A 17,279-nucleotide genomic window follows, 5' to 3' on the forward strand; every position below is an offset into this window, starting at 1 on the left:
GTGGATGCCCTGTTCTTCTCTTTTGAGCCTAACACCCTTTAGATATTTACAGTCACCTGAATGGGTGTCCTGTTGAACCTTTGAAAAATATTGGAGCGAAAAAACGGCTCCTACAAAAATTTCTATATCAGTAGGAGGTTCTAAGACGTCCTTGGAGCGCATCCTCGATGACATAAGGAATTTTTTCTATTAAATCTCTGGGCTCTATACGGTAACCCTTCTCTCTCACGGCAATGTCTCCTGCCACCCCATTGATGAAAGCAGCGGCAACTGCCGATTCTAGAGGCGGTATTCTCTGGGCTAAGAATGCACCCGAGATCCCAGAGAGGACATCGCCTGTTCCACCGATTGTCATTCCGGGATTCCCCGTCCTATTGAACCGCGTACATGATCCGTTGCTCACAATATCGATGTTTCCCTTGAGAAGTATCGTGGCACCTAGCCTCTCCGCCTCTTTCCTCACCATCTCTCCTCTCTCTTCAAGAGTCCCTGAGGGGGACTTTTTAGTTAGGATCCAGAACTCTTTAGAGTGTGGGGTGAAGACTGCATCCGTTTTAATCTCTCTCCTAAACGGATAACTTTTCAAAGCGTCCGCATCGATAAGAACTGGAATCTTCTCCCTCTCAAGCTCTGTAACTATCTCCATTACGGCTTCCTTGGTTTCTGTGTGGAGTCCCAGGCCAGGACCGATGATTGCTGCATTGATTTTAGTATAGAGGGCGCCTATCTTCTCAGCGTTCCTAGAGTTTAGTCTAGACCCCTTCAGCTTAACTGTGATTAAGCTTGGAGAGAAACCAGCTATGACAGACGCAACGGATTCGGGGGCTGCAATGTAGACAATGTCTACTCCTGTCGCATACGCAGCCATCGCGGCCAGTGAAGGGGCCCCGGAATAGGTCTCACTCCCGCCGATTACGAGGAGGATGCCGTGGTCTCCCTTGTGGGAGTTTGGAGAACGTTTGTTCGTGGCAATGAATGCATCTCCTGGTCCTGCAAAGAGTTCCGCTTCAGGGGGGATCCCAATAGGCGCAGTTTCAAGTTCTCCTATATATTCTTGGGCGATCATGAGCCCCTTTTTCTTTCTGTGGAACGTGATGGTCAAGTCAGCTTTAACTGCACTACCCGTGACTTCTCCGGTGTCCGCATTGATGCCTGTGGGGATGTCCACTGCTATCGTGTATCCCTTTGATGCATTGATGGCTTCAACCATTTCCATGTAAGGCGATGCCAGTGTTCCTATCCCCCCTGTCCCGATTAGCGCATCAACAATCACGTCTCCTTTGAGATCACTAATCTCCGCTGAGTCTCTTACCTGTATTATGCTGATTGTTTCACTCATTCCTTGGAGAGCGTCCCAGTTTACCTGAGCTTCTAGGGAGCCAATATTTTTAGCTTGGCCTAGGAGGACGACCCGGGGGATATATCCTGCACCTGCAAGATGCCGTGCGGCAACGAATCCGTCGCCCCCGTTCCCCCCGAGGCCACAGATGATGTCAATGCTGGTTTCCCTCCTGTAGCGCATCATAATCGCGGAGGCAACCGCACTTCCAGCGTTTTCCATGAGTTGGAGCTTAGAGACCTGGAGGTAGTCTGAGTTCATCTCCACGGCCTTCATCTCACGGGAGGTAAACGTTCCGTTTGGGTGCATTGCCTTTCCCGTCTGTCATCAAGTCTTGCCGGTTCTTAAGATTCGCGTAAGGCTAGGCCTTTAATTTCCCCGGTTTATTCGGTATACTCCCTCTGAACAACGAACATCTGTTGTGTTTTTTCACGGAAATAAGGGAAAACTCTAGTTAACTTCGATGCTAGCAAACGTTAAGTATTCCTGTTAGATTAAAATAATTGAGGTAAACTTATGGCGACTGCTTTTGTACTAATAAACGCCGAGATCGGCTCGGAGACCGAGGTGCTAAAGGATTTAAAGGCGATCGAGGAGGTCAAAGAGGCCCACATGGTTTATGGCGTCTACGACATTATAGCCAGGATCGGGACCGAGACGATGCAAGAGCTCAAGGACACAATCAGCTGGAAGATCCGCCGTCTGGATAAGGTCCGCTCAACTCTCACGATGATCGTCGTCTAATGCAAAGACCGATCAACTCACTGTTTTTAATCTGATAATCTGTGTTGACCTTTTCAGTCCTTGTGCGAGTTTGAATGTTTAAGACTGAGTTCTTACGCGTGTAAATTATATGCCATCACTCCCAGCCTTTCATTTTACTGTATTTAGTCTGCAGTGACCCTAATGTTAGGGATTTTTATTAAAATATCTTCCAAAGTCTGATGCAAAAAACGTGCACGAATTGATATGTAATCATCAAAACCGATTATTTGAATACCTGTTGAGTTAAGCGGTCAGTTTATAGTGTCTTCAGGAGATCTGCCTTGGTGATTATCCCTGTGATTTTATCTCGTCGTTGGACTATGATAGCCGGGTAGTTTCTCAGGAGTTCGGCGATGATGGAAATTGGGGCGGCCTCTCCGACTTGGGGAAATGGTTCGTCCATGATTGTCGAGATGGATTGCTCCCCCATGGGGATCTCAATGCGCCCATTCCTCATGGTGTCGATGATTGTCCTCTCGGTTATGCTCCCTACAGGCCTCTCGCCGTCCATCACCGGGATCTGGGAGAAACCAGTGTCCCACATTATGTCCATTGTCTTTCGAATTAGGTCGTCCATCTGGATGTTCACGATCTCCTTGGACATGATCTCTTCCGCCTTCTTCTCATTTCCTCTCTCCAATCCATTAAGGACCTTCAGGATCGACCTTATCCTGGTGTAGGAGGGCTCGATTTTCCTGGCCTCGAGCTTGGCTATGTAGGACTGGCTTACCTCGGCCTTCTTTGCGAGTTGGGTCTGGGTGAGTCCAAGGGCCCGTCGCCTGTGAGAGATCGAGTCTATTTCTGGGAGCATGAGTTAAATTTCATCTCAATTACGATATATTCTTTTCGGAATTTTTTTTGGGAGTCGACATTCATTTTGGAATAGAATCCATAGGATCCTCTGGGAAAGTTTTGATGCTTCCAAGGTTCAGACATCCTTTTTAATGGAGGTGTCTCACCAATTTGAGAGGTTTCAAGCTGTGCTCCTTCACATAGGGATCGATGATACCGACTCCCTCAGCGGAGGCTGTACAACTTACATTGCAGCCCGGCTTATTGATGTGCTCAACGGTCTCGGAGCCCGGTTCGTTGATTATCCTAACCTCCTGAGACTGAATCCTAATGTCCCTTGGAAGACTCGGGGAAACGGGTCCATATGCCTCCGTGTGGAGATAAACCAATCCCGTGAGGAAAAATTACATAGGATGATCCTAGAGCTAGTAGAATCCTACGCGGATTTCCATTGTGACCACACCAATCCTGGTGTTGTCTTTCTGGAAGGTACGGTTCCGGCGGATATCATCAAGTTCTCTGAAAGAGTGGTGAAAACCGTTGTATCCCTCGATAATGCGCTAAAGTTGGTCGATGATAACGGGGCTTCAGCTATAGGCTTTAAGAACATGAGGGGGATCATCGGGGCACTGGCTGCAGTCGGAGGGCTCCAAAGAGGCGATCACACATACGAGTTCCTAGCTTACAGATTGCCCGGGAACTGGGGGATCCCTAGACAAGTTGACCGTGACTCAGTGGTACGCATGAACAAGGCAACCGCCGGAGCCACATTTAATAACCTGGATCCGGAGACGGGCCAAGCTCTTATCGCGCCAAATGGGCCGGACCCTGTTCTATATGGGATCCGTGGTGAGGGTCCGTTAGCGGTGAGGAAGGCGGGGCTAATGGTGGATTCTGAGCCTTTGGAAAGTTGGGTGATCTTCAGGACCAATCAGGGCACAGACGCTCATTTTGATACTCGTATCCCCGTATCATCTTTAAAACCATATAGTCCTGGCGTCCTTGAGGGTCTTATTTTAGGTCTCCCAAAGACAGTTCAGGGGGGGCATGTATTTGTTGGGCTCATGGACGAGACGGGGAGTGTTGATTGTGCTGCCTATGAGCCCACAGGCGCTTTAAGGGATATCGTTCGGAAACTGATCTCCGGGGACCGAGTCCGCGTGTATGGAGGAGTTCGAGGTAGTTCTTTTGGTGATCGGGTTACATTCAATTTGGAGAAGCTCGAAATATTGGCACTTGTTAGGGACCTTCGCAAGGTGAACCCAAGATGTCCGGAGTGTAGCGGGAGCATGGAGTCGATGGGACGGGGAAAAGGATTCCGATGCAAGAGCTGTAGTTTCAGAGGAGCCAAGCTAGAGAAGCAAACAGTGGAGGAGGCGAGGCAGATTGGAGAGGGGCTATTTATGCCTCCTCCGAGGGCTCAGAGGCATCTTTTGAAACCCAAGGTCCGATACAATAAGGAGAAGACGGGGGCTTTCCGTTTAGAGCTGGAAGCTCCGTGGCACTGGCCATAAAAAACTTTTCTTAAAGCATTCAGTTAAAATAATATCATAGGATCGTGCAGGTTATTTGTGTACTTGTATAGGTGATTTGAATGGAGTTTGATGATGTTATTAAAACGAGGCGGAGCATCCGCAAGTACAAGGGAACCCCCGTGCCCAGGGAATCTCTGATGACGATACTTGAGGCGGCGAGAATCGCCCCCTCCTCAGGCCACCGTCAACCTTGGCACTTTATAGTTGTGGAAGACAAGGGAGTCAGGGTGAAGCTGGCGGGTCGCCGGGCGTGGGTAGCTGATGCTCCGGTGATTATAGTGTTTCTCGCAGATCCTGTGGCTTCACCTAACTGGCACCTGAATGACGTGGGGATTGCAGGGGAGCATATCGTCCTCGCGGCGAGGGATCTAGGTCTCGGGACCTGTTGGGTTAGTTGTACCAAGAGAGATGCGGAGATTAAGGAGATTCTAGGGATCCCCGACGAGCTGAAAGTGATAGCTTTGACACCATTAGGAGAGCCCGATGAGGTCAAAGTTCCCAAGGAGCGTAAGAGCCTTGAAGAGATCGTAAGCTGGGGCGAGTATGCAGGCAAGCCGAGTTAAGGGGCACAATTTGACCTAGATCGAACTCAAAGGATGCGGGAGATTTCAGTTAGGGTCACCGCGTGTGAAGTATTGCTAGTGTGGAGTAATTCTACATGTAGTGCTTATCGGTTGGCTGAGATATAAAATCGCTATGTCAATTTCCAATTTCATGAACTTTTGTGATCTACTATTTGTCATATATCCCAAGTTTATGCCGAACTCAATCAATAATTCATAAATACTTTTATTTTTAATTAGATTTTTATAGATTAATGTGCAAAGATACTTTATAATTAAGATAAAGATCTGTTTTCTTTTCTTATTATTAACCACGATATCGGGGACCTGCTCTGTATACGCTGATCATGAAATCACAAGCATTACTGAGTCTAGTGATGTTATTGAGGTTTTAAGCCATAGTTACTATGTTTCTGTAGGTTATTCCTCTGTCGTAGGCGAAGTTCAGAATATTGGAAGTCAAAACTTGGAGTATGTTGAACTAACTGTAACCTTCTATGATGCCAGTAACAACGTAATCTCCACCTCGTTCACATTCGTTGGGGCAACATTCGGCATCCTAAAACCAGGTGACAAAGCCCCCTTTACGCTTTCTTCATTTCCCGATGAGAACCTGGCTGTAGATCATTACAAAGTGGTTGTAGCCGATCACATGGTTACCTCAGTGTCTCCTTATCGGGAACTTGAGGTCAAAGGAGTGACTGCAGGAACTGAGTTAGGATATTACAACATTCAGGGAGAAGTAGAAAACACTGGATCGGTTGATGCGACGTAAGTACAAGTTATTGCTACTTACTATGATTCAGATGGAACGGTTATTGGGACAAGTTTCACATTTACGAATCCGGAAGATATCAATTCGGGAAGAACCGCTCCCTTTGAGATATCTTCGTTTCCGTTGGAGATTCCCCCGACAGTTATTCCTTGATAGTTGAGCCTATGGAAACAGTTAGTGAATCTACACCATCACCTGAAGCAACGCAGGGTATCCCCGGATTCCCGATAGCGTCCATATTCCTTGGTCTTCTAATTGCGATATTTGGACTCTTAATCAATAATCGTAATATTTGATAGCCTGAATTTCATTTCAAGACATTTTTTTCCCGCAAGAGACCGGGAATCGCAATAACCTGTTATAATAGAGTAGCGGAGTTTTGACAGGTGTCAACCCATGCCGTTCAACCAGGACGAAGATCCCCACCTCTGGCTCGAAAATCTGGAAAACCCAAAGGTGATCGATTGGGCAACCGTCCGAGACGCTGAAACTAGAAGCGCGTTAGCCCCGATCTCGAATAGTCTCAGATCCCGTATCGCAGCCTACTACAGCATCCCCGTGGTCATCTCCCTCAAGGCATCAAGACGGGGGGTCTTCGCCCTCACCCGGGAGGAGGGTGCTTACAAGGTCAAGCTCATTCATCGAGACGGATCGTTCCAAGGTCTCATGGACTCGAGGGACCTCGGCGATGATATCCTTATCAAATACGTTCACCCAGACCCAGATGGCGACCGATACGCTCTCAACTACTCTTACGCAGGGTCCGATAAGGGATACACTGATCTCATGGACACCGACTCTGGTGAGCAGTTTGATCGGCTCGAGGGGGTCACAAATGACGTGACCTGGTTAGATGATGACCGTTTCTACTACGTTAGGTCCTATAGGGAGACCGCTACTCCAGATGGTGTCAAACCCCCAACCAGCCGGGTCTTCCTTAGGGATGGTGGCCAGGATGAGATGGTGTACGGCTCAGGGGTTCCCACCTCCCACGGGTTGAGCATGGGAGAGAGTCTCCATAGCGAGAAGGCTCTCCTCGTGATGAGCTACGGCTGGCACAGGAGCACCGCCATCGCGGGCGAGCTCGCGAGCCCCGACTCCTGGGAGAAGATCTACGGAGGCAATGATTTCCTAGCTTACCCGATCGACCGCGTTCGGGGCAAGTATCTCGTGGCATCATTCGAGGGGAACGGATGGGGGCAGGTCCTCTCCATCGACGATGCCGGGTCCGTGGAGACCGTCCTAGGAGAAGGAAAGGAGGTCCTCCAAGGCGTCATATCCACGGCGGATAACCTCGTTTCCATCTACATGGTGGATGCATCATCAATTGTCAGGCGCCACGACCTCGAGGGACACCTCATCGACCAGTTTGATTTCGAGGCCCCCGGCTCTGTATCCTCACTGACGACAGACGGCTCCGACTTCTTCTTCAAATACCAGTCGTTTACCACCCCTCATAGAGTCTACCGCCTAGGAGAGGATGGGCTAAACCTTCTCACATCTGAAGATGCGCCCGGCGATTTTGACATTAATGACCTCTGGTCCACCTCCAAAGATGGGACTCGGGTCCATTCGTTTCTTGTTAAGAAAAAAGGCGTCAAACCTGTTAAGGCTCTCCTATACGGATATGGGGGCTTCTCGATCCCGTTAACCCCAGTTTACTTCCCCAGCGCCATTCCCCTCCTTGAGGACGGTGGGGCATTCATCTACGCCAATCTCCGAGGTGGAACCGAGAACGGTGAAGAGTGGCATCGGGCCGGGATGAGGGATAGGAAGCAGAACGTCTTCGACGATTTCATCTCGGTCATTGAGAAGCTCCGGGAGGAGGGGTCCACAGTCGTAGTCACAGGCAGGAGCAACGGGGGGCTCTTAGTCGGGGCGACCATGACGCAACGCCCCGAGATCCTCGACGGTGCAGTAATCGGCTACCCCGTACTTGATATGGCGAGGTTCCATGAGCTCTTGATAGGCAAAGCCTGGGTCCCCGAGTACGGTAACCCAGAGGACCCGAAGGATGTCGAGTTCCTCTCTCGCTACTCCCCCTACCATAACGTCAGGAGAGGCACGGGGTATCCCCCAACACTTCTGTTTACCGGGCTCCATGACGACAGGGTTCACCCAGCTCACGCCCTCAAGTTCGCCGCCCTTTTAGAAGATCACGGCCACAAGAGCTTCCTCCGGGTTGAGACCAAAAGCGGCCACGCAGGAGCGACCCCAGAGACCAAGATTTCAGAAGAGGCGGATGTCTTGGCTTTCGTCTACCAGTCCCTCAGTTTATCTAAAGACGTCTAGCTCCTAATAAAATTGCATATATTCCTTGTTTTCATGATGCAGGGATTAATCTAGCTGATACGAAACTGGGAAATCAGCCTTCTATCTCCTATTCCATCTCTGCGGGTACGTAGAGTTCTTAGGTGAGGCTCTTCCTGAGCCCCAGATATAGGGCGGTATTAGCGTCAGGAGCTAGCTTCGTAACTAGGCGCCCTTCCTTGGTGCTGAGAAGAGGATTGACTCCGGGGCCGTGACCGGCGTAGTCACTGGCTCCGTGGATGATAACTCCGATTGTGATGGCGCCTTTGTAATAACCCCTTCCGTTGATACAGAGTTGGTCCTTGAGGGCGACGATATCCCCAAGTCTCAGAGACTCAAGGCCGTACTTTTTTATAGCATTGGGATCGTTGGTCTGGATATCGTAGTCCACGGGCTCGGTGTTCCGAGAGAACCCGACGCCAGAGCCCATGAGGTATCCTGGGATCTCCTTCACGACTGGAGCGACCAGCTTTCCGTTGACCTCCCCGATATCCATTGACTGTAGGAGCCTTGGGCTGCACTTGTTTACCCTTACGTCGTCGTATCCTTCGATTTTAAGCCCCACGCCGTAGGCCTTAATTTGGACCTTATCACCTATGGCCAGCTTCTCGATGTCATCTTCGCTGAACCAGACCATATCATCTGAGCCAGCGTGGCGCCCCGTGAAGACCCCCCTGACCCCTTTCCCCTCTTCACTGGTCACCACTTTCGCCTCATTCCCGATACACGCGAAGTGGGCTAGGGCGCAGTCGCTGGGAATTGGCTTATCCTTTCCCCGGATGGTGACTCCGGGCTCCACGTGGTCCCCTGAGGCCCATCCAAAAGCAGGGTCCCCCACCCTGAGGTTGTATTTGATGCCTCCCATTCCAACGGAAAGCTTTGGCTGACCGTCCCACTGAGCCCTGTAGCCAATGCTTACTGGGGAGACGATCTCCCCCTGGACGGCGACCTTGATGAGTCTATCGCAATTTGTTAGGATCATCATACGTTTCCCCCTAGGTTCAGGTATTTCGTAAGATTCGCCCATTGATCAATCTTTGGCTGGAGCTCTCCGCCCTTGCCTGTTAGGAGGGCCGTGACCCCTATGCCCTGACCCATGGAGTTGCTGGCGCCACACGATACGACGCCAATAGTGGCTGCCCCACCAAAGTAGCCCCGGCCCCAGGCAGTGAGGATGTCCTTAAGATAGACGAGGTCCCCCAGCTTCAGGTCCCTGAGATGCTTGACTGCATCAGGCGATTGGGTCATGACGTCCCAGTTCCGGCTCTCCGTTGGCGAACCCCCAGAGCCCTGCCCCACGTACTCTGGTGGGATAACCTTAGTCACAGGCACGCAGAGCTTCCCGTTTCTCTCTTCAATCCCCCATGCATTTAGCAGCTTGGGGGATGTACTCACTGCCCTCACGTTAGGATACTCCGTGAGCTGCAAGCCCATGCCTCTGGCCCGGATCTGAATCTTATCCTCTATGGCGAGGTTCTGAAGAGTCTTCTCGCTGAAGCTGATAAGGACGTGGTGGGCTCCCCCAGGGAGATAGCCTACCTTGCCGACGACTATCCCTTTATCACCCTTTGCTTCTCCCTTTATTATCTTAACCTTGTTGCCAACGTTGGAGAGGTTCCGAAAGGAGCCTTTCTCCCGCTCGTTGCCGATCCCATCTGCAGATGCCCCTGGCTCTACCTTTTCTCCCCATGCCCAGCCGAAGCAGGGGTCGCCCACCTTGACATTGTAGACTATGCCTCCCCGGCCAAGGCCTACTTGGGGGGTCCCGTCCCATCCCGTCATATAGGCCCCCTCAACTGCTGGGTGGGTGATCTTTCCCACTAGGGCCACCTCGAGGAGGCTTCCTTCATTGATTTTCACCATCTGTTCTCAACACTTGTTTTAGCCCGTAGATCCTATTTGACTGTTGTCCGACTTTTTTCAAAGACGTTTATATATTTCATCCCCATTCATTATCGAAGTTATTAATCTGAGATGATCGTCTATGATGCGTTCTAACCAATACGATGCTGCCATCACCATATTTTCTCCTGAGGGCCGGTTATACCAGGTTGAGTATGCTTTGGAGCTCGTGAAACGAGGTGCCCCCATTGTGGGCATCTACTCCCCCTTTGGTGTGGTCCTTGCTGCAAACGAGGCCGTCGACAGCCCCCTCGAAGACGCCACTTTTTTCAGGAAGATTTTTCAGTTTGACAACCATATCGGAGCGGCAATTGCAGGCCTTAGCAGTGATGCCAGGGTCCTCCTGGATCAGGGCCGCGTCTACTGCCAGAGCAACAGGCTTCTTTATGATGAGGCACCTGATGTCGAGGGGCTCGTGGGGAACCTGAGCGGGAGGATTCAGGTTTATACCCAACACGGGGGGATCAGGCCTTTTGGGGTTAGCATGATCATTGCTGGTGTCGACGTAAACGGCCCTGCCCTTCTCACTACGGACCCTAGCGGCTCCTATAGGGGTTACAAAGCTCGGGCTCTTGGGCGGAGCGCGGATGAAGCGAACCAACTTTTGGACGAAAAATACTTAGATGGCCTCTCTCTTGATGATGCCATAAAGCTTGCTATTGAGGTGGTAAATGTTGCCTCTGGCGGGGAGCTCCAAGCGGCGAGCGTCAAGGTAGCAGTCATTCCTACAGAGACCAAGACTCTAAAGAGACTCCCCGAAGAAGACATAGTAAACTATATGTAGTATTTGCAGGCTTTTTGAATCATTTTTACAGATCCGTTAGAACGAAAAGTCTCAATAAATCCCTAAAACTAAATAATGCCGCTAGTCGTCATCCGAGTCCACGACCCCGGCTGCGGTGATTGCAAACCTGATCTTCTCCTCTGGGAGACTAGGGGAGTCGATGACCCTAGCAAGTCTGGTGTTTTTGCGCCCTTTCCTGAGGAAAACTCTGTGGGTGCAGGCATGAGCCATGACGTGACCCCCTGTCGGCTTGTTGGGATCTCCATACATGGTGTCAGGGGTGGACATCACCTGATTGGTGAGGACTACAGAGACGTTGAAGGCCTCTGCAACCCTGAGGAGCTTGCTGAGGCAGCTGCCCAGCTTCTGTTGACGCTCTGCAAGGGTGCCTCTTCCGATGTACTCTCCCCTAAAGTGGCCGATCATGCTGTCCATAATGACCAGTTTGATGCCACTCTTTTCCACGAGCTCCGGAAGGCTGTTAATGAGGATGATCTGATGCTCGCTGTTATATGCTCTGGCAATGAGGATCCCCTCCAGAGTCTTGGTAGCATCTAATCCTCTTTCCTCGGCGACTTGCATTATTCTTTCCGGCATGAAAGTGCCCTCGGTGTCTATGACACATACATTGCCCTCGAAACCCCCCTCCGTAATAAGCTGTTGAGCAGTAACCGCGAGGGTGAAGCAGATCTGGGTCTTCCCCGAACCAAACTCCCCGATGAGTTCGGTGATAGCTCCGGTCTCAATACCTCCGCCTAGAATCCTATCGAGCTCCTCAGAACCTGTGGTGCACTTTATCATGTGTTTGCGCATCTCCAGAACCTCGATCGCCGGGACGAAGCCAGGGTCTATGTGCATCCGAGCCAGGCGACAGACCTTAACGGCTGTGTCACTCCCCATCCCCGCCAGATCAGCGATCTCCCTTGCTGGTGTGACCGCCACAGCCTGTACAGTGGTGAACCCAGCTTTCAGAAGCTTTTTCACCGTCGTGCTGGCCACGCCCTTCAACATTCCTGACTCAAGTATCTCGGTCAATCTAATTCTCCTCAGGCGCAGAGTCAGTTCCGCCTCATATAAGAAGAACGTAGCTTCCGGTAGAGGGGAGAGGCGGGTGAAAGTAGCCCCGATGCAGTTTTAACAGGAGGGGCTCTACAGATGTTTTGTGGACCTAATCAATGCTCTAGTCTTGGGGCTTCTCCAGGGCATTCTGGAGTGGCTCCCCGTCTCAAGCCAGGGGAACCTCGTCCTTCTGGCTATTACTCTACTAAGACTCGAGCCAAGTTATGCCCTGAACTTCTCGGTTTATCTCCACCTAGGTACGGGGCTCGCTGCACTGGTATATTTTCGGCGAGAGGTTATCCGAATAATCAAGCGGGGATCTGAGGATGATCGAAGGCTCTTCCAGTTCTTAGTTGTAGCGACATTGTTGACTGGGCTCGTTGGTTTTCCACTTTTTATATTCGTAGAGCTAACCAGCCTTTACGGGGAGGCATTGCTTGCATTGACTGGTGTGGCGCTCCTCTTGACCGCGTGGATTCAGAAGGATAGGGGAACCCTCAGTATACCCCTCCCGAATGGCCTCAGGCTTAAAAACGGTCTTATCTTGGGTATTATTCAGGGTCTGGCAGTTATCCCTGGACTGTCTCGCTCAGGGGTGACCACTACGGCCCTCCTGATTAAGGGGTTTCCAGGTAAGGAGGCATTCCGCCTTTCCTTCTTGATGAGTATTCCAGCTGTATTTGCGGCCGCAACGGGGCTAGCAGTCGTTAAGGGGGTGCCCCCTCTTGATAGGGGCATCCTTGTGGCTATTTCAGCGGCTTTCATATCTGCTCTCGTGTCGATTGATATTCTCATCAAGCTGGCTCAGAGAACCCGGTTTTGGAAGCTCTGTATTCTCTTTGGTTTAATTGCGATCCTCGCTGTCCTCCCGTCCTTCTTTTAGTAATACTTTGTTTATCGAGAGGAACTGATATGATTAATGAATCGCAGAAATAACGCCCGGAAATCAGAGAAAATCCAATTGATGTGTTTATTACCTACTCTGAATTAAAAATCTCTTATCCTCTCTGTTCGATATCGATGACTGCTCTCAGAGGAAAAGATCCATCTCCCTGAGCCGAACAAGTTCTAACGCTGACGAAGATTCAGTGGGCTCGTACGGATATCCCCTAATTACTGCTGCGGGGATTCCCTCATCCGCCTGACCCATGATCAGCTCAGCGGCCCCCGCGAGTTCATCCGCTACCGCTGTCCGTTTCACTTTAAGCTCATACCCAAAGAGGTCGTACTCTCCCCGCCTATCCCGAATGACGCTTAAACCTGAGGCCCCTACTGCCACGTTCACCTCGCCGTCTCTGTGTCCCCTTCCATGGGTATCGCAGACGATCACCGCAATGTCAACTCCCGCCAGCTCTTTGATCCGGTGGCGGAACGCCCGGGCAGATGCATCAGGGTCCTCCGGGAGGAGGGCCACCACATCCTCCCCTGGGACGTTAGACTTGTCAACACCGGAGTTGGCGCAGACGAACCCCTGCCAGGTCTCGGTAATTAGGATTCCCGGGGCCATCCTCCGTATCGACCTAGAGTTGTCTAAGACGACTTCCACGAGCCGAGGGTCCTTCTGTGTGAATTCTGCATATCGGACAGCTATTTCCGAGGGTTCGACGGAGCCTAGGTTCACGGTCCTCCCCTCCGCCCTGGAGACGATAATGTGGGACAGGACTACAATATCCATGCTCCAGAGGGGGTTCCCTTGGGTCTTCAAATCCTCCAGGATGAGGGCTGCAAGGTCATCTCCCTCCCTGATTATAGGTAAGCCCTTGACGCCAATAATCTCAATACCCATGAAAATCTCATGTGACAACCAAACTTCAATCTGTTAAAAGGGAGCCGGTTAGAAAATGCCATTAGACTGGGATCTTACAATGAGAGAAAGACTTTGCGCAAAGGATTTTAATCGTGTTGAACGTCTATTCATTCGCATTTGACTTAATTCATCATCAAGATGGACAACCTCCCGGGTGTTTTTCAGATCGATAACCTTTTCGAGACTAAGATCAAGGGTAGCGGTATCAAGCAGTACCCTCACGTGGTGACGAGAATGCGTGAGGGTGACGAGGTCTGCGTTGTGATCTTCGATCCATGATTTTAGAAGGGCACACGGCTCTCAACAGCGATGATTTGTTAGGTTGCGAGGGCCTCAATAGCACCTAATACAGGACGGTAAAGGGCGAATCAGGTCCCAATCACCAACATGCACAATTCCCTGGTTATTACAGGCGTAAAGAAATACCTAGAGATGTCCAATGCCAAGTTCATAATGTTTTTATAATGACCCCCTTGCTAGGTAGATACCTACTAGGTTGATATCTACTATGTTGAGGATTGGACCCCTAGCCTCTGGGGCTGTAAGCCCCCTACAGTTCCTCCTACTCCTACAACTGAATAAAGGTCCAAAATATGGCTATGAGATGCTCACCTTCCTAAGAGCGGAGTTCCATGGAGTTTGGGACGTCAAAACGGGGAGCTTCTACCCCGCCTTAAGGAGCCTTGAATCCAGAGGATTTGTAGAGACCTCCATGATAGATGAAACGGAGTTTTATACTTTGACTCCCAGTGGGGAGTTGCTCCTCAGCAGCTTTAGCGAGCGGATCGAGCTCCGGAGCAAGTTTACTAACAGGTACTTTAAGGCCATGTTCAAGCTCATGCCTCCAAATATTACGACCAAAGTTCTCGGGATCTTTAGGAAGCTCAGCGAGGACAATATTGAGTTTTACTCCACCCAGATGCTCCTCCTCAATGATTCCATGGACAAGGATGCTCTTATTGAATTTCTAGACGAATCAAAGTCTATAATGGAGGCCCGCCTCGAGAAAATTAAGAGTGTGCGGCAGAAGATCAGGGAGGAGATATGATGTCCGTAATCATGGAGACCGTGGGACTCATAAAGGAGTTTCCCCAGGCCGATGGGATCCTTAGGGTTCTAAAGGGCATCGACCTTAAAGTCATTGAGGGAGAGTTCATGGCCATAATGGGGCCATCCGGCAGCGGCAAGTCGACCCTTCTCAACATGCTGGGGGCCCTCGATAAACCGTCGGCCGGGAAAGTCTTCATCCAGGGAACAGACCTTTCCACCTTTAATGACAATGAGCTCGCGGATCTCAGGAATAAGGAAATAGGGTTCGTGTTCCAGTTCTTTAACCTAATCCAACGCCTCAACGCCCTGAGCAACGTCGAGCTTCCCATGGCAATTGCCGGGCTCCCCTACAAGGAGAGGCGTGATAAGGCCCGGAATCTACTCACGCTCGTGGGCCTCGGGGAGAGAATGGACCACAAGCCATCTGAGCTGAGCGGCGGGGAGCAGCAGAGGGTCGCAATCGCGAGGGCTCTCGTAAATGATCCCTCGGTATTGCTTTGCGACGAGGTAACTGGGAACCTCGACTCGAAGACGGGCTTTGAGGTAATGGAGCTGCTCCTGTCTTTTAATAAGGAACAGGGGAAGACGTTCATCCTGATCACCCACGACCCTAACGTTGCCAAGATGGCGCAGCGCCTAGTTCAGATCCAAGATGGAGAAATCATTGGAGAGAAACAGCTATGGTGAGAATTCTAAAACGTGAAAAAGCATCAATATTGATAATGGTTATCGCAATAGCGATGGCCTTCCAGATCATAATGGTCGAGGCACCTGACTACCTGCCCGTCCTCCGGATATCAACTGACGACGTCTACCTCACCGCAGGAGAAGTGAGTGAGATCAAGTTTAACCTGACCAACATGGGCACATGGGATATCTATGAGGCTAAGATCTCTATCTCTGTCCCGTCAACCACGCCAGGGGTATCACTATTGGAGGACTACCACAAAGTCTACAACAAGATAAAGGGCGGTGCTTTGAAGTCCTTTGTCACCCAGGTATACGTCGACCAGGACACGCCAATCGGTGCTTACAGCCTCACCCTCCAAGCCACGTATATGCAAAAAGTCAAGTACGGGGTCGAGATGCTGGAGTCGTCTACTATCCAGATAGGAATTGTGGTCGACAGTGTTTCTAGGCTTAGTTATAGGATGAGTGCAGAGGCCGAAGACCCTGTGTTCACTGCTGGTGCCGACAACCAACTAAACGTTGTTCTCGGGAACCTCGGGGATGCTACCGTTCACAAGATCGATGCGACTGTCTCATCTACCTCTCCTTACATCGTGGTGCTTGAAGGATCGAGGTTCACCCATGGTAGCCTAGACGCCAACCTGAGCGTGATGCACCCCGCGACAGTGAGAGTGTCCAAGAATACGCCTCTAGGGGTCTACACGCTGTCGGAGACAGTGGTTTACGAAGACGAGTCGGGGCAGAGTTATTCCGAGAGTTTCGTTGTGGGGATAACAGTTGACAGCTCAACGCTTTCTAATCCCCTGCTAAGCGTCAGCGTCAAATATCCTCAATTAATCGCTGGAGCAGATAATCCTATCACAGTTAACTTGCTCAACATCGGCAGTGAGAGGCTCCTTGATATCGAGGTCACTCTGGTTTCCGCATCGCCGTACCTCGTGATCTTGGAGGGGGGAAGGATCAACATTGATGAACTTGAACTCGAAGAGGGGTTCTCAGCAGATGTTGTTATCGCCGTCTCCAGAAGCGCGCTCGTTGGAGTCTACACTCTATCAACATCATCCTCCTACCAGGGACCCGACGGCCAGGGCTACATAGAGGCCTCGACCCTTGGTGTTAGCGTCGAGTCAGTTGAGGTCCCCGTCCAGACCTCGGTCGTGATGAGCGGCTATAACTTATCGATCGACCCGGTAAGGCCTGGGGATAGGTTTAGTCTTGTACTGGAGCTGGATTCCCTTGGATCTGACGCCCACGACGTAAAGGTGGCCCTCTCTCTCGATCCCCTCACAGGGATATCGACGATGAGTCCTACCCTGGTCTCCTTAGATGGCATGGATCCCGGGGAACGGTCCGAGGCCAAGTTCGATCTCCTTGTGAGCGGTGACGTACGGGCGGGCCAGTACCCCGGCATAGTCACCATCACCTATCTGGACGCCGATGGGCTGCCCAGGAGCTTCATGGAGACCGTGACGCTGAGCGTCAGGGGGATAGTTGAATTCAAGCTTATAAATATCGGTACCGTGACGGTGGGCATTGGGGACTCCATAGAGTTCGAGGCTGACATGCTCCTGGTGGGCACAGAGAGCGTCCAATTTGTGAACATCGAAGTGGTCGAGGACTCAGTCTTCCAGCGCACTGTCGAGAGCGAGGAGTACATAGGGGCAGTCGATCCCGACAGCCCCATCCCCTTTGAGGTCCAGTTTAGGGTTGCAGAGGGTGCAGACGCAGGGAAGCACAACTTGATCCTGAGGATCACCTATCAGGATGATTTGAACCAGCAGCACGTCGAGACCTTGGAGCTCACGTTGGATGTGGAGGAGGTTCGCTCTCAGGGCAACATTGAAACAAGTTCCATAGGCGGTTTCTGGGTCTGGCTTCGTAAAATCTTGGGATTGGGACCTTAGGGGG

Annotated in this window: 17 protein-coding genes; 11 read left to right on the top strand and 6 right to left on the bottom strand. The window is 51.0% G+C overall.

The genetic code is table 11. From position 1 onward, the window contains the following. Window positions 1-127: 127 nt before the first annotated feature. Entirely contained in the window at window positions 128-1,648 is a 1,521-nt protein-coding gene (locus tag QGG23_00450) for an NAD(P)H-hydrate dehydratase (GenBank protein ID MDP6047907.1), read from the bottom strand. Between the two features lie 207 nt (window positions 1,649-1,855). Here QGG23_00450 and QGG23_00455 point away from each other — a divergent pair, with 207 nt between their 5' ends. After that, window positions 1,856-2,083, top strand: coding sequence for an Lrp/AsnC ligand binding domain-containing protein (locus tag QGG23_00455; protein MDP6047908.1), 228 nt, complete (start codon window positions 1,856-1,858; stop codon window positions 2,081-2,083). 277 nt (window positions 2,084-2,360) lie between these two features. Here QGG23_00455 and QGG23_00460 read toward each other — a convergent pair whose 3' ends face one another. Continuing rightward, window positions 2,361-2,915 carry a CBS domain-containing protein gene (locus tag QGG23_00460; protein ID MDP6047909.1) on the bottom strand — a complete coding sequence of 185 codons (555 nt, stop codon included), beginning with the start codon at window positions 2,913-2,915 and terminating at the stop codon, window positions 2,361-2,363. Between the two features lie 139 nt (window positions 2,916-3,054). Here QGG23_00460 and QGG23_00465 point away from each other — a divergent pair, with 139 nt between their 5' ends. The 4 genes from QGG23_00465 to QGG23_00480 all read left to right on the top strand — a co-directional run bounded on the left by QGG23_00465 (window position 3,055) and on the right by QGG23_00480 (window position 8,061). Next, window positions 3,055-4,410 (top strand): tRNA(Ile)(2)-agmatinylcytidine synthase, encoded by a 1,356-nt coding sequence (locus tag QGG23_00465; protein MDP6047910.1) that lies wholly within the window; start codon window positions 3,055-3,057, stop codon window positions 4,408-4,410. A gap of 80 nt (window positions 4,411-4,490) precedes the next feature. Further along, window positions 4,491-4,994 (top strand): nitroreductase family protein, encoded by a 504-nt coding sequence (locus QGG23_00470; GenBank protein MDP6047911.1) that lies wholly within the window; start codon window positions 4,491-4,493, stop codon window positions 4,992-4,994. Between the two features lie 256 nt (window positions 4,995-5,250). Beyond that, window positions 5,251-5,769, top strand: a complete 519-nt coding sequence (locus tag QGG23_00475; protein MDP6047912.1) for an FxLYD domain-containing protein — start codon at window positions 5,251-5,253, stop codon at window positions 5,767-5,769. Between the two features lie 396 nt (window positions 5,770-6,165). Further along, complete coding sequence (locus QGG23_00480) at window positions 6,166-8,061, top strand: prolyl oligopeptidase family serine peptidase (protein ID MDP6047913.1); 1,896 nt, start codon at window positions 6,166-6,168, stop codon at window positions 8,059-8,061. A 118-nt stretch (window positions 8,062-8,179) separates the two neighbouring features. Here QGG23_00480 and QGG23_00485 read toward each other — a convergent pair whose 3' ends face one another. Both QGG23_00485 and QGG23_00490 read right to left on the bottom strand, forming a co-directional pair. Beyond that, on the bottom strand, window positions 8,180-9,064 hold the full coding sequence (locus QGG23_00485) for a DUF4438 domain-containing protein (protein MDP6047914.1): 885 nt from the start codon (window positions 9,062-9,064) through the stop codon (window positions 8,180-8,182). Next, complete coding sequence (locus QGG23_00490; protein ID MDP6047915.1) at window positions 9,061-9,942, bottom strand: DUF4438 domain-containing protein; 882 nt, start codon at window positions 9,940-9,942, stop codon at window positions 9,061-9,063. Before QGG23_00490 ends, QGG23_00485 begins: the two co-directional genes overlap by 4 nt. 121 nt (window positions 9,943-10,063) lie before the next feature. Here QGG23_00490 and QGG23_00495 point away from each other — a divergent pair, with 121 nt between their 5' ends. Next, the gene (locus QGG23_00495; GenBank protein ID MDP6047916.1) at window positions 10,064-10,765 is read left to right on the top strand and encodes an archaeal proteasome endopeptidase complex subunit alpha; all 702 of its coding nucleotides are present in this window, start codon (window positions 10,064-10,066) and stop codon (window positions 10,763-10,765) included. A gap of 81 nt (window positions 10,766-10,846) precedes the next feature. Here the strand turns inward: QGG23_00495 and radA are convergent, their stop codons facing one another. Then, a complete protein-coding gene (gene radA, locus QGG23_00500) occupies window positions 10,847-11,800 on the bottom strand; it encodes a DNA repair and recombination protein RadA (protein MDP6047917.1) in 954 nt (317 codons plus the stop codon). Between the two features lie 127 nt (window positions 11,801-11,927). Between radA and QGG23_00505 the strand changes: the two genes are divergently transcribed. Further along, on the top strand, window positions 11,928-12,707 hold the full coding sequence (locus QGG23_00505) for an undecaprenyl-diphosphate phosphatase (protein MDP6047918.1): 780 nt from the start codon (window positions 11,928-11,930) through the stop codon (window positions 12,705-12,707). Window positions 12,708-12,854: 147 nt separating this feature from the next. Here the strand turns inward: QGG23_00505 and cofE are convergent, their stop codons facing one another. Then, window positions 12,855-13,610, bottom strand: a complete 756-nt coding sequence (cofE, locus tag QGG23_00510; protein ID MDP6047919.1) for a coenzyme F420-0:L-glutamate ligase — start codon at window positions 13,608-13,610, stop codon at window positions 12,855-12,857. A 159-nt stretch (window positions 13,611-13,769) separates the two neighbouring features. On the opposite strand from cofE, the gene QGG23_00515 reads away from it, so the two are divergent. From QGG23_00515 to QGG23_00530, 4 genes are all read left to right on the top strand, one after another. Further along, window positions 13,770-13,910 carry a hypothetical protein gene (locus tag QGG23_00515; GenBank protein ID MDP6047920.1) on the top strand — a complete coding sequence of 47 codons (141 nt, stop codon included), beginning with the start codon at window positions 13,770-13,772 and terminating at the stop codon, window positions 13,908-13,910. Window positions 13,911-14,139: 229 nt separating this feature from the next. Next, on the top strand, window positions 14,140-14,679 hold the full coding sequence (locus tag QGG23_00520; GenBank protein MDP6047921.1) for a PadR family transcriptional regulator: 540 nt from the start codon (window positions 14,140-14,142) through the stop codon (window positions 14,677-14,679). Then, entirely contained in the window at window positions 14,676-15,368 is a 693-nt protein-coding gene (locus tag QGG23_00525; protein ID MDP6047922.1) for an ABC transporter ATP-binding protein, read from the top strand. Before QGG23_00520 ends, QGG23_00525 begins: the two co-directional genes overlap by 4 nt. After that, the gene (locus tag QGG23_00530) at window positions 15,362-17,275 is read left to right on the top strand and encodes a hypothetical protein (GenBank protein ID MDP6047923.1); all 1,914 of its coding nucleotides are present in this window, start codon (window positions 15,362-15,364) and stop codon (window positions 17,273-17,275) included. The genes QGG23_00525 and QGG23_00530 overlap by 7 nt, the downstream gene beginning before the upstream one ends. The last annotated feature ends 4 nt before the right edge of the window (window positions 17,276-17,279 follow it).

It is taken from the genome of Candidatus Bathyarchaeota archaeon (assembly GCA_030739585.1).
In the GTDB taxonomy this organism is placed as follows: domain Archaea; phylum Thermoproteota; class Bathyarchaeia; order TCS64; family TCS64.

Coding starts and splice junctions, on each gene's coding strand:
- QGG23_00470 (MDP6047911.1), top strand. CDS start 4,491: ATGGAGTTTGATGATGTTATTAAAACGAGGCGGAGCATCCGCAAGTAC.
- QGG23_00525 (MDP6047922.1), top strand. CDS start 14,676: ATGATGTCCGTAATCATGGAGACCGTGGGACTCATAAAGGAGTTTCCC.
- QGG23_00455 (MDP6047908.1), top strand. CDS start 1,856: ATGGCGACTGCTTTTGTACTAATAAACGCCGAGATCGGCTCGGAGACC.
- QGG23_00515 (MDP6047920.1), top strand. CDS start 13,770: ATGGACAACCTCCCGGGTGTTTTTCAGATCGATAACCTTTTCGAGACT.
- QGG23_00530 (MDP6047923.1), top strand. CDS start 15,362: ATGGTGAGAATTCTAAAACGTGAAAAAGCATCAATATTGATAATGGTT.
- QGG23_00485 (MDP6047914.1), bottom strand. CDS start 9,064: ATGATGATCCTAACAAATTGCGATAGACTCATCAAGGTCGCCGTCCAG.
- QGG23_00495 (MDP6047916.1), top strand. CDS start 10,064: ATGATGCGTTCTAACCAATACGATGCTGCCATCACCATATTTTCTCCT.
- QGG23_00460 (MDP6047909.1), bottom strand. CDS start 2,915: ATGCTCCCAGAAATAGACTCGATCTCTCACAGGCGACGGGCCCTTGGA.
- QGG23_00490 (MDP6047915.1), bottom strand. CDS start 9,942: ATGGTGAAAATCAATGAAGGAAGCCTCCTCGAGGTGGCCCTAGTGGGA.
- QGG23_00450 (MDP6047907.1), bottom strand. CDS start 1,648: ATGCACCCAAACGGAACGTTTACCTCCCGTGAGATGAAGGCCGTGGAG.
- QGG23_00480 (MDP6047913.1), top strand. CDS start 6,166: ATGCCGTTCAACCAGGACGAAGATCCCCACCTCTGGCTCGAAAATCTG.
- cofE (MDP6047919.1), bottom strand. CDS start 13,610: ATGGGTATTGAGATTATTGGCGTCAAGGGCTTACCTATAATCAGGGAG.
- QGG23_00520 (MDP6047921.1), top strand. CDS start 14,140: ATGTTGAGGATTGGACCCCTAGCCTCTGGGGCTGTAAGCCCCCTACAG.